Source organism: Aeromonas sp. QDB39, from assembly GCF_027707585.1.
Classification (GTDB): domain Bacteria; phylum Pseudomonadota; class Gammaproteobacteria; order Enterobacterales; family Aeromonadaceae; genus Aeromonas; species Aeromonas hydrophila.
Genome location: NZ_JAPCIV010000064.1, coordinates 1 through 12087, shown reverse-complemented (window position 1 = coordinate 12087; position 12087 = coordinate 1). Strand labels below are relative to the sequence as shown.

Sequence of the window (12087 nt, the reverse complement as noted above, 5' to 3'; positions counted from 1 at the left end):
CGATCTATCAACCATCTGAGGGTGGTATCAGATTGATGGGGTGAAGGTGCCCCATCAACCATTAAATCCGTATACCCAATTTGAAATGGGCGAGCCCGACTGCGTCGACGAGCGGGACAAGTGGTTTATCAAGCTCAACTGACCGATGACCGAGCGCTCGATCGCACTTCCGCGATGATGGGCCGTCAGACCAGCCCGGCCAGTTGCCGTTCCAGCCACTGCAGCGCCTCGTCTGTCTGCTCGAAGTAGCGGACGCCCTGAAACGGCAAACCGCCGAACACCTGATCCGCCAGATACTGCTTGAAGCTGCCCGCCAGCACCACCGCCAGAAAAGCGCAGCCGTTGCTGGCACACCAGCCGAACTGGCGGCGAAAGCGGGCCAGCACCTCGGGGCCCGCCGCCTCGAACTCGGTCGCTACTTCGACAATACCCCAGGGCGCGTCGCGCAGGCTGGCGATCTGCTGGCTGAACTGAGCCTCATAGGCCATGGCCCCTGCCAGATTGAAAGGGCCGCTCGGTCGGCAGATCAGCACCTGACCGCGTCGCTGCATCTCGAAATGGCCGTGTGGTTGCAACTTCACGTCTGCCTCCTTCCCTGGATTTTCGTCGCGCAAGCACCCTTTTATGTTGCAACAAGGTAAGGATTTCTCTGCAAAAAGTCCATTCTACCTGGCGCGAGCCTGAAGGGATTGCGTCACCGGCTGACCCACTGGCGGCCTGTTCAGCACGGCCTTGCCCGCCACATCGACCAGCCGCCATGTTCTGTTGCAGTTAACAAAACGTTGCTGCTATCATCCGCGCCGCCACCAACATTCCACCAACTGAAACGTTAACTCACGGCGCAAGGAACAGAGATGAAAAATCGGGACGCGAACCACTATCAGCGCATCTGGCGCTGGCACTTCTATGCGGGTCTCTTCGTCGCCCCCTTCCTGATCCTGCTCTCGCTGAGCGGGATCGTCTATCTGTTCAAGCCCCAGCTCGACAACCTGATGTATCCCGAGCTGATGAAGGTCGCCCCCGTCAGCCAGCCACTCAGTGCCGATCAGCTGCTGGTCAAGGCGATGGTGGCGATGCCAAACGCCAGCCTGAGCAAGTACCTGCCACCGGTCAGCCCGGAGGCCAGCGCCCAGTTCATCGTCCGCCAGGGCGGTAGCGAGCTGACCCTGTTCCTCGATCCCGCCAGCGGCGCCCTGCTCGGCACCCTGGACAACAAGTGGAATCTGCAGGCAGTGGCGCGCGCCCTGCACGCCGATCTGCTGCTCGGTACCATAGGGGATCGGCTGATCGAGCTGGCCGCCGGCTGGGGCATAGTGCTGCTCATCAGCGGGCTCTATCTCTGGTGGCCACGCAAGGGGCCAGGAGTCGGCGGCATCCTGTGGCCGCGCTGGAGCCAGCGCGGGCGGCTCTGGTGGCGCGACCTGCACGCCGTGGTCGGTTTCTGGGGGGCCGGTTTCCTGCTGCTGCTGCTCTTGAGCGGCATGACCTGGACCGGCTTCTGGGGCGATCAGTTTGCCGCCGTCTGGAACCGCTTCCCGGCCGCCATGTGGAACGAGGTACCCAAGTCGGCCCCCCTGGCACGCAGCCTCAACCATGCCCATCAACAGACAGTCCCCTGGGCGGTCGAGAACACCCCCATCCCCAGCTCGGCCGAGCCCAAGGCCCACGACCACAGCGCCATGGGTCACGGCGGCGAGCACGATGGCATGGTGATGGCGGAGCACCGCATCCCGCTGCAACAGGTGGTGGAGATCGCCGCTGCGCGCCAGGTCACGCCGGGCTACAGCATCACGCCACCGGCCGGTGCGAGCGGCGTCTACACCATCGCCATCTCGGCCGATGATCCGCGCAACGATGCCACCCTGCACATCGATCAATACAGCGGCAAGGTGCTGGCCGACGTGCGCTGGCAAGACTACGGTCCGGTCGCCAAGACGGTGGAAACCGGCGTCATGCTGCACATGGGCAAGCTCTACGGCTGGCCGCACCAGCTGGCCATGCTGCTCATCTGCCTGCTGGTGTTGCTGAGCTCGGTGAGCGGGCTCTGGATCTGGTGGGGCCGCCGCCCCAGTGGTCGCCTCGCCGCCCCGCCCTTGCCGGCCAGCCTGCCCCCCATGCGCGGCGCCATTGCCCTGCTGATCCTGCTCGGTATCTGCTTCCCGCTGGTGGGCGGCTCCATGCTGGTGATCTGGCTGCTGGACAGCCTGCTCTTCGCCCGCCGTCGGACGCCCCGGCTGGCACGGGTCAGCTAGTCACCGGCGCCGTGCGCCGCACCAAGCTGCCACCCAAGGAGGGCTCCCACACGGGAGCCCTCCTGGTTTCAGCGCGCCTTTACGCTTGCTCCACCAGTTGGAGGATCTTCCTCGCCTTCTCGAAGTGATCGAGGCGCTGGGTCTGGATCCACCAGGTCGCCGCCTCCATCAGCAACTCGGGGTCATCGTTACGGTTGGCAAAAAACGCATAGAAGGAGACGCCGACCGTCTCCCCCTTCTGCGCGATTTTCTGATGGCACACCTGAATGATTTTCTGTTTGAGCGAGTCGCGCATGGCGGCGTTCCGGCCTGATGAGTGATTGGGCGGCCAGCATACCCCAACCAACAAAAAGGGCCCCCGTCCGGGAGCCCTTTTGCCTTGCCGATCACATGACACCCAGTCAGGAGAGCGCCAGCCCGATGGAGAGCAGCAGGCTGAACAGGAAGGCGCTGATGGCGGTCTTCTTGAGCGCGCCGGTCAGCACCTCGCCATCGAAACTCTGGCGCAGGGTCTTGGCGGCATCGGTGAGCGGCTTCATGGCCGGCAGGAAGATCCAGGGCCAGAAACTGGCAGGCTGGGTCAGCAGGAAGGCGATGGTGGTCAGCAACGCCGCCCCCAGCAGTACCCAGTGGTAGGCGATGGCCCGGTTGCGACCGAGCCGCACCGCCAGGGTGATCTTGCCGCTCACCGAGTCGGTCTCGATGTCGCGCACGTTGTTGATGTTGAGCACCGCGGTGGCCAGCAGGCCGCAGGCGGTGGCCGGCAGCAGCAGATCCCACTGCAGGGTCTTGGTGAACAGGTAGTAGGAGCCAAGCACCCCCAGCAGGCCGAAGAACAGGAACACCGAGATGTCGCCGAAGCCGCGATAGCCGTAAGGAGTCTTGCCCACCGTGTAGGTGATAGCGGCGACGATGGCGGCGCCGCCGAGCAGCACGAAGGTGAGGATCTGCAGCCACTGATCGCCAAAAGCGCAGCCCAGCAGGGCGAGGCCGCTGACTACTGCGGCCAGCGCGGTCAGCGCCATGGCCACGCACATCTGCCGGCGGGTGATGAGGCCGGAGACCACGGCGCGCTGGGGGCCGATCCGTTCGCCATTGTCCGCCCCGGATACCGCATCCCCATAATCGTTGGCCAGATTGGAGAGGATCTGCAGCAGAATGGCGGTCAGCAGGGAGAGCGCCATGATGGTACCGTCGAAGGCGCCGCGGCTGGCCGCAAGCCCGGAACCCAGCAAAATGGAGGAGCACGCCAGCGGCAACGTTCGCAAACGCGCCGCCAGCAACCAAATAGATAAGGTATTTGTCATATTGTGATGGCCAAACAATCAGATATTGATCGTGTTAAGGGTTATCGAACCGGATTTCGGTATACTTGGCCCCTCGGGAGGTAGCTCCCCGGGCGATTTACATGGACGAATGGGCAGATAATATATAGGAATAATCGCTCCTTTGGCATAAACCAACGGCATCCTTCTGCAGGATGGACCGTCACTATCGGCTCATAGACGAAATCCATGTTGGCTCAGACCCATATCAAGCAACAACTGGACGCCCTGCGTCACGGCAATGCCAGCGGCTTCGTGCGGCTGCGCGTGGCAATCGAGGTCGGCTCCTTTCTGGGCTGGCTCGCGGCGCAGACCCTCTATCCCCGTATCTATTGGCATGCCAGAGGACACGACCGCCCCGAATACGTGGCGCTGGGCTGCCTGCGCGAGCTGACCGAGCCCCAGGCGATCCGCCAGGTCTGCGAACAGACCAGCCAGCCCCATGACGACAGCCCCCGCTACTATGGCGGACTGGCGTTCGACCCCACCCAGCCCGGCTGGCAGGGGTTCGGCCCCTGCCGCTTCGTGCTGCCCCGCATCGAGCTGGTGCGCCGTGGCGAGTGCGTCACCCTCTGCCTCAACCTCTGGTTGCCGGAGCAGACCTGCAGCGACGCCTTCGAGGCCGAACTGCAGGCCGCCGCCGCCGCCCTCGACGCCCTTCGGCCGGAAGCCCCTCTGCCGCCGCAGATCCGTCATTCATGGCAGCGGGAAGATTGCCCGAGCCAGCCGCAGTGGCAGACCCTGGTCGAGCAGGTCACCGCCCCCGACTTCCAGGCTCACACCCCCAAGGTGGTGCTGTCGCGCCAGAGCCGGCTCACCCATGACGGTGCGACGCTCACAGCCGACCCGCAGGCCGTCGCCCCCTGGTCGCTGCTGGCCAGCTGGGCACAGCACGGTCAGGACTGCTTTCACTTCGGCTTCCAGTTTTCGCCCGAGCAGAGCTTTATCGCCTGCTCCCCCGAGCGGCTCTATCGCCGTGAACATCAGCACCTCTTCACCGAGGCGCTGGCGGGCACCATACGCCGCTCCGGCGACGAGGCAACCGACGCCGCACTGGCCGCCGAGCTGCTGGCCGACAGCAAGAACCGGCTGGAAAACCGGCTGGTACACGCCGACATCCTCAGCCGGCTGGCGCCGCTCACCACAGATGCCACCCTGACCGAGCCGCGCATTCTCAAACTGCGGCTGCTGCAGCACCTCAAGTGCGACATCGAGGCCGAGCTCAAGCCCGGCGTCTGCGACTGGCAACTGCTGGAGGCGCTGCACCCCACCCCTGCGGTGGGCGGTGCCCCGCGCGAGGCGGCGCTGGCCTTCATCCGCGAACGCGAGCCCTATGACCGCGGCTGGTATGCCGGCGCCTGCGGCATGCTGAGCCGGGAGACCTCGGAGTTCTCGGTCGCCATCCGCAGCGCCCGCATCACGGCGCAGGCCATCACCCTGTTTGCCGGCGCCGGTATCGTCGCGGGTTCCGAGCCTGCCGCCGAGTGGGCCGAACTCGACAACAAGATCGCCAACGTGCTCTCCCTGCTGGGATAGCGTTTTCTCATCGTTTCCTCACTGCGAGAGCCTCATGTCCGCGCGCCAAGAGTTTGCCAGCCACCATGCCACCTTCAACCACGTCTGGTCTTCCCTCTTGCTGGAGGAGCTCTTTCGCCTCGGCGTGCGCGACATCGCGCTGGCCTCCGGCTCGCGCTCGGCACCGCTCACCATGGCAGCCGCCGCCCACCCCGGCTTTCGCCGCCATCTGCACTTTGACGAACGCGGCCTCGGCTTCATGGCACTGGGGCTGGCCAAGGGCAGCGGCCGCCCGGTCGCGGTGATCATGACCTCGGGTACCGCGGTGGCCAACCTCTGGCCGGCGGTGGCCGAGGCGCAACTCACCGGCGTGCCGCTCATCATTCTCTCTGCCGACAGGCCGCCCGAACTCATCGACAACGGCGCCAACCAGGCCATCGACCAGCAGGGGATCTTCGGCCGCTACCCCGTCTATCAGCAGAACCTGCCGAGCCCCACCGCCACCATTCCGGCCGCCTTCGTGCTGAGCTCGGTGGATCAGGCGCTGGCCCAGCAGGCGCGCACACCGGGGCCCGTGCACTTCAACTGCATGTACCCGGAGCCCCTCTATCCGGGCGACGCCTATCTGGACTTCTCCGCCTACCTGGCCCCCCTCGGTGACTGGCTCCGCTCGTCCGAGCCCTGGAGCCCCTGGCAACTGGCGCAGGCCCCCTGCCCGTGTCAGCCCGACTGGGACGAGCTGCAGGGCAAGCGCGGCCTCATCGTCGCCGGCCGCATTCAGGATCCGGTCCAGGCCAAGGCGGTCGCCGCCCTGGCCGAGCGGCTCGGCTGGCCTCTGCTGGCAGATCTGCAGAGCCAGCTGCGCTTCGATGGTCGCAACCTGGTGCACGCCGATCTCGCCCTGCAACACAGCGGCTTCGTGGCCGAACTGGCCCGGGCCGAGGTGCTGCTGCAATTCGGTGCCCGCCTCATTTCCAAGCGGCTCGGCCAGTTCATCAAGCAGCAGCCCTGGCAGGCATACTGGCTCATCGACCCGCAGCCAGCCCGGCTCGACCCGGACTACCGGCTGCGCCGCCGCCTGCTGTGCGAACCCGCCGCCTTTGCCGCCGCCCATCCGGTGGCGCACCCGCACCTGCCCTGGCACCGGCTGGCGGAGCGCCAGCAGGCCGTCAGCCAGCAGGTGCGCAGCGCCTGCGAACGTTTCTCCGAGCTCGGGGTGTGCCACCGTCTGAACCAGCTGATCAAAGGCCAGCTGTTTGTCGGCAACAGCATGCCGGCCCGGCTGATGGACATGCTCGGCGAGGCGGGCAAAGGCCCCAGCCGGGTGATGACCAACCGCGGCGCCTCCGGCATCGACGGCCTCATCGCCACCGCCTACGGCTTCGCGCAATCGGTCCAGCCGGGCAGCAATGAGCCCACCACCCTGCTGCTCGGCGATCTCAGCGCCCTGCACGACCTCAACAGCCTGGCGCTGCTTGGCAAAGCGAGCCGACCGCTGGTGGTGATCCTGCTCAACAACGATGGCGGCAGCATCTTTCGCATGCTACCGGTGCCGACCCAGGACGCGCTGCTGGAGACTTACTACTGCCTGCCCCACGGCCTGCACTTCGAACACGCCGCCGCCATGTTCGGCCTCCACTACCGGGCGCCGGCCAGCCTCGCCGACTTTGAACGGGATTACGCCGCCGCGCTGGAAAAGGGGGTAACGCTGATTGAAATCAAGGTCCCCAGCAGCGAAGTCGCCGAGGATCTGAAGGCACTGGGAAGCGCGATCCGTGGCAGCTAGTGCCGATCAACCTACGCTGGTGCTGCTGCACGGCCTGCTCGGCGATGTCTACGACTGGCAACCCGTGCAGGCGGCCCTGGCCGACCTCCCCAGCCTGGCGCTGGATCTGCCGGGCCATGGCAGCAACCAGGCAGTGCGGGTTGCGGGGTTCGAGCAGGCCCATCGCTGGCTGTACGACGAGCTGGCCTCGCGCGACATCGGTCGCTACCTGTTGGCGGGCTATTCGCTGGGGGGGCGACTCGCCCTCTATCACGCCAGCCAGGCGCCGGTGGGGTTGCAGGCCCTGCTGCTGGAAAGTTGCCACCCCGGCCTGCCACCGGCAGAGCGGCCCGCCCGCCTCGCCCACGATGAAGGCTGGGCCCGGCGCTTCGAGCAGGAGCCCCTGGCGGCCGTATTGGCCGACTGGTATCGGCAGGGGGTGTTCGCCGATCTGGGCGAGGATGCCCGTGCCCGTCAGATCGCCCGCCGCCTCGGCAACGACGGCAAGGCCGTGGCCGCCATGCTGCGCGCCACCTCTCTGGGCCAGCAGCCGGATCTCGCCCCCTGGCTGGCGCAAGGTGCGCTGCAGGTCACCTACGTGAGCGGCAAGCGGGATCACAAATTCCATCAGCTGGCTTGCCTCATGGCGAGTCAGCATCGCAAAATCAACCACTTGGAGCTGGATGGCGGCCACAATCTGCATGCCCACCAGCCTGAGACTTTTGCCCGGCTCCTCGCGGAGTGGGTCAACCAACAACAAGAAGAGAAGCGTCATGATTGAAGCAATGACTGAAGCGGAACTCTATGCCCCCGTCGAGTGGCGTGATTGCTCCGCCGATTACGAGGATATCCTCTATCACAAGTCCGACGATGGCATTGCCAAGATCACCATCAACCGCCCCCAGGTACGCAACGCCTTCCGCCCCCGCACCGTCAAAGAGATGCTGCAGGCGCTGGCCGATGCCCGCTACGACGATCAGGTCGGCACCATCATCCTGACCGGCTTTGGCGAGAAGGCCTTCTGTGCCGGCGGTGACCAGAAGATCCGTGGCGACTACGGTGGCTATCGCGATGACGAGGGGACTCATCACCTCAACGTGCTCGACTTCCAGCGCGACATCCGCACCTGCCCGAAACCGGTCGTTGCCATGGTGGCCGGCTACGCGGTCGGTGGCGGCCACGTGCTGCACATGATGTGCGATCTGACCATCGCCGCCGACAACGCCCAGTTTGGCCAGACCGGTCCGAAAGTGGGCTCCTTCGACGGCGGCTGGGGTGCCTCCTACATGGCGCGCATCGTCGGCCAGAAGAAGGCCCGCGAGATCTGGTTCCTGTGCCGTATGTACGATGCCAAGCAAGCCCTCGACATGGGGCTGGTCAACACCGTCGTGCCGCTGGCGGAGCTGGAGCGTGAAACCGTGCGCTGGTGCCGCGAGATGCTGCAGAACAGCCCGATGGCGCTGCGCTGCCTGAAGGCCGCCCTCAACGCCGACTGCGACGGCCAGGCCGGCTTGCAGGAGCTGGCGGGGAATGCCACCATGCTGTTCTACATGACCGAAGAGGGTCAGGAAGGGCGCAACGCGTTCAACGAGAAACGCCGTCCCGACTTCTCCAAATACAAGCGGAATCCCTGATGACACTCGCTCTCTATCGCTACCAACTGCCTTTTACCCAGCCCCTGACCTTTCACGGCAAGGTGGAGGTGGCGCGAGAGGGCCTGCTGGTCCGCGTTGACGACGGCTGGGGGGAAATCGCCCCCCTGCCGGGCTTCTCCCGCGAGAGCCTGGCCGAGGCGCAAGCCGAAGCCATCGCCTGTCTGGAACGGATGGCTGCGGGGCAGGAGATCGCCCCGCAGCTTCCTTCGGTGCAATTCGGGCTGGACTGCGCCCGCCGCTGCTGGCCTGCCCAGACCACCCCGCTGCCGGAGCCTTATCCGCTTATCCAGGGTTCCCCCCAGGAGCTGCTCAAGCACTGGAAGAACTGGCTGCACAAGACCCCCAGCAAGGCCAAGCTGAAAGTGGCCCGTTACCCCATGCGCGACGAGCTGGCGCTGATCCGCCTGCTGTGCGACCGCATCCCTACCCTCAAGCTGGTGCTGGACGCCAACCAGGGCTGGACCCGCGAGGAGGCCTGGGCCTTCTGCGGCCATCTGGATCCAAACCGGATCGAGTACCTGGAAGACCCCTGCGCCGACTTTGCCGACATCGCCTTCGTGGCCAATCGCACCGGCATGCCGGTGGCCATCGACGAACTGCTGGCCCAAGGTAAGCCGTGGGAGCCCATCCCCCAGCTGCGCGCCCTGGTGCTCAAGCCCACCCTGCTCGGCTCCCTGGCCCACTGCGAGGCACTGGTCGCCCGCGCTCGCGAGCTGCGCCTCAAGGTGATCGTCTCCTCCTGCTTCGAATCCGGCCTCGGCCTGAACCAGCTGTTCCATCTGGCGGGCGAATGGGCGCCGGATCAGGCCCCCGGCCTGGATACCAAACGCTGGCTGGCCGCCGATCTGCTGGACGCGACCGGCAAACCCGACCTGAGCCTGCTGGAGCCCCTGTTTCACCGTGACTGAAGGGGCCTGCATGCCACCGCTATCTGACCATCACCACCCTCTGCAACCCTGCCCGGTGCGTCACTGGGCGAGGTCCGCCCCGGACCGCATCGCCATTCACGCCGCCGCCCCGCTCAGCTACCAACAGCTGGATGCCAGACTCAACGGCCTATGCCAGCAGCTGGGGCAGGCGGGCCTGCAGGCCGGTGATCGCCTCGCCGCCGTGGTGCGCGGCGCCCTGCCCGACCTGTTGCTGGCCTGGGCCTGCGTGCGCAGCGGCATCGTCTTCTGCCCGCTCAACCCTGCCTTTCCATTGGCGCGGCAAGCCGAGCTGGCGGCCCTGCTCGCCGTCAGGGCCTGCTGGTCGGCAGGCGAGATCCCGGCCGGCAACTGGCAGCCACTGCGGCTCGACTTCACCCATGAGCTGGCGGTGGACGAGGGCGACTGCATGCTGGATCCAGCCCGGCTCAACAACATGATCCTCACCTCGGGCTCCAGCGGCACGCCCAAGGCCGTGGTACACCGGCTGGCCAATCATCTGGCCTCGGCGCGGGGCTCGGCCGCCGTGCTCCCGCTCGACGCCGAGTGCGGCTGGCTGCTCTCCCTGCCGCTGTTTCATGTCGGCGGTTACGCCATCCTGTTCCGGGTCTTTCTGGCGGGTGCAGCCCTGGTGCTGGACGATCGCAGCCGCCCGCTCAGGGAGCGGCTCGAGCAGCAACCCATCACCCATCTCTCCCTGGTGCCGACCCAGCTCTGGCGACTGCTAGCGGAGGGCTTTGACCCCGCCCGTACCCGGCTGCGCGAGTTGCTGCTCGGCGGCGCCGCCATTCCCCAGCCCCTGGTGAACCGGCTGAGCGCCATGGGGCTGGAGCCCAAGGTGAGTTACGGCCTCTCCGAGATGGGCAGCCAGGTCTGCACCGGTCGGCCGTCCACCGCCGGCGTGGTAGGCAAGGCGCTGCCGGGACGGGAGGTCTGCATCCAGCAGGGGGAGATCTGCGTACGCGGTGACACCCTGTTTGCAGGCTATTTCAAAGCTGGCGAGCTGGAGCGGCTGCTCGATGAGGCAGGCTGGTTCCACACCCGCGACAAGGGGCATTTCACCGCGGATGGCGAACTGGTGGTGGAGGGGCGGCTCGACAACCTCTTCATCTCCGGGGGCGAGAATATCCAGCCCGAGACAATAGAGCAGCGACTGGTGGATCACCCCGCCGTGGCGCAGGCGCTGGTGGTGCCGGTACCGAGCGATGAGTGGGGGCAGCGCCCGGCCGCCTTCATCGACTGGCATGGCGAATCTGTGTCCCCTGCCGAGCTGGCGGCCTGGATCCGGCAGGTTCTGCCCGGTTTCATGGTGCCGGACCAGTGGCACCCCTGGCCCGATCTGGGCGGTCACCTCAAGCCGCAGCGCAAGCAATATCAGAATATTCTTAAGGCGCAATAATCACTCCTGCGACAGGACCTGGCATGCAGGAGTCATCCAAATACGCACATTATTCGAAAGAAAATGCTGGCGGTGTCAAAATCTTCCTCACAGGCCCAAGTAAGTGAGAACGATTACATAAATGGCTATTTTTTTGCACGTTTTTTGAACTGAATTAATTACCTGTAGTACCATATCCGCCATCATGCATTTCAATGGAAAGGTAACCGTTTGATAGTTAAAGACATTGTCAATTTTGCATTATTTGAACAAAGACTGCATGGTGGTAAAATGCTCTCCTTGGCAGTAAGGCGAGTCACACATGAGTAACAAAAATTATAAAATTGCAGAGGAGATATTTTTCTCCGCGGCAATATTCCGACTCTCTAAGGGAGAAAAGGACATCAAGCTCAGCAACAAAGAAGCCGAGCTGCTCGAAATGCTGTGTGATGAGGCAGGCAGTGTCATTCCAAGAAGCAAACTGCAAGATGCCTTGTGGCCAAACCAGGACAATACCGATACCAACCTGAACCGGCAGATCCTCTCATTGAGAAGAAAGCTGGAATCATTCGGTTTGATGGATGCGATCGATACCATTCCACGAGTGGGATATATCTTTTGTGCCCCTATCGAGGTCGTCGGCGAGACAGAAGAATCGGCCGTGCCCGCGGATAATCAGATGGCACCAGCCAATGCGCCCCAGATCCGCCGCCAATATACACGTCGCAAATATGACAGGTATTTCAGCCCAAAGCGTATCGTGTTGTTGCTGCTGCTGCTGGTATCACTCACCTCGCTGGCAGTGGTGATATATAGCTATGCCACCGCCAACACCTTGCGGACCATCAATCTCAGCCATGTCTCGCTTTATATGACCAGCGATACGGAAAATGCGCTGAAATTGAAAATTGACGCCCTGTTGCCGCCGATAAAACGCATTCCTCATTATGCTGACGAACAGGTTTCCATTCTGGTCGGCAAAGAGGCCATCAGTTATTTCTCGATCGACAATAAAAGCCAGCAATTGTCGGAAAATATATTCATGTTGCGCAATGGTCACCCTATCGCCGAAGAGCTGCAGTGTGTGATCACGACCATGGCGCAGCAGGGGAAAAATGTATCCCACAACTATTACCATAATGCTGACACGACCGTCAGATACCACAGCAGTTGTCAGGCACCGGACAACTGGGTGGCTGTCTCTTGATCAGATCTTGATCCCCTGCGCCATCAGATCCTTGGCGGCAAGAAAACCCTCCATTTTACTTTGC

10 protein-coding genes and 1 pseudogene are annotated in these 12087 nt (G+C 64.1%); 8 read left to right on the top strand and 3 right to left on the bottom strand.

Going from position 1 to position 12087, the window contains the following annotated elements:
• Nucleotides 1-185 precede the first annotated feature (185 nt).
• Nucleotides 186-581: a hypothetical protein gene (locus PG899_RS22770; protein ID WP_077096662.1), complete on the bottom strand. Its 396-nt coding sequence runs from the start codon at nt 579-581 to the stop codon at nt 186-188.
• 273 nt (nt 582-854) lie between these two features.
• Here PG899_RS22770 and PG899_RS22765 point away from each other — a divergent pair, with 273 nt between their 5' ends.
• Complete coding sequence (locus tag PG899_RS22765) at nt 855-2252, top strand: PepSY-associated TM helix domain-containing protein (RefSeq protein ID WP_077096663.1); 1398 nt, start codon at nt 855-857, stop codon at nt 2250-2252.
• A gap of 79 nt (nt 2253-2331) precedes the next feature.
• On the opposite strand, the gene PG899_RS22760 is transcribed toward PG899_RS22765, so the two are convergent.
• Together PG899_RS22760 and PG899_RS22755 are read right to left on the bottom strand one after the other, a co-directional pair.
• Entirely contained in the window at nt 2332-2547 is a 216-nt protein-coding gene (locus tag PG899_RS22760) for a DUF6500 family protein (RefSeq protein WP_029304506.1), read from the bottom strand.
• Between the two features lie 106 nt (nt 2548-2653).
• A complete protein-coding gene (locus tag PG899_RS22755) occupies nt 2654-3559 on the bottom strand; it encodes a 1,4-dihydroxy-2-naphthoate polyprenyltransferase (protein WP_043118361.1) in 906 nt (301 codons plus the stop codon).
• 207 nt (nt 3560-3766) lie between these two features.
• Between PG899_RS22755 and PG899_RS22750 the strand changes: the two genes are divergently transcribed.
• The 7 genes and pseudogenes from PG899_RS22750 to PG899_RS22720 form a co-directional block, all read left to right on the top strand.
• Complete coding sequence (locus tag PG899_RS22750; RefSeq protein ID WP_077096665.1) at nt 3767-5113, top strand: isochorismate synthase; 1347 nt, start codon at nt 3767-3769, stop codon at nt 5111-5113.
• A 34-nt stretch (nt 5114-5147) separates the two neighbouring features.
• Entirely contained in the window at nt 5148-6878 is a 1731-nt protein-coding gene (gene menD, locus PG899_RS22745; RefSeq protein ID WP_077096666.1) for a 2-succinyl-5-enolpyruvyl-6-hydroxy-3-cyclohexene-1-carboxylic-acid synthase, read from the top strand.
• Entirely contained in the window at nt 6868-7638 is a 771-nt protein-coding gene (gene menH / locus PG899_RS22740) for a 2-succinyl-6-hydroxy-2,4-cyclohexadiene-1-carboxylate synthase (protein ID WP_190283844.1), read from the top strand. The genes menD and menH overlap by 11 nt, the downstream gene beginning before the upstream one ends.
• Nucleotides 7631-8491: a 1,4-dihydroxy-2-naphthoyl-CoA synthase gene (gene menB / locus PG899_RS22735; RefSeq protein ID WP_077096668.1), complete on the top strand. Its 861-nt coding sequence runs from the start codon at nt 7631-7633 to the stop codon at nt 8489-8491. The genes menH and menB overlap by 8 nt, the downstream gene beginning before the upstream one ends.
• Nucleotides 8491-9420: an o-succinylbenzoate synthase gene (gene menC / locus PG899_RS22730; protein WP_077096669.1), complete on the top strand. Its 930-nt coding sequence runs from the start codon at nt 8491-8493 to the stop codon at nt 9418-9420. Before menB ends, menC begins: the two co-directional genes overlap by 1 nt.
• A gap of 10 nt (nt 9421-9430) precedes the next feature.
• Nucleotides 9431-10837, top strand: coding sequence for an o-succinylbenzoate--CoA ligase (gene menE / locus PG899_RS22725; protein WP_077096670.1), 1407 nt, complete (start codon nt 9431-9433; stop codon nt 10835-10837).
• 301 nt (nt 10838-11138) lie between these two features.
• Nucleotides 11139-12020: pseudogene (locus tag PG899_RS22720) on the top strand (winged helix-turn-helix domain-containing protein); the annotation flags it as partial.
• Between the last annotated feature and the right edge of the window lie 67 nt (nt 12021-12087).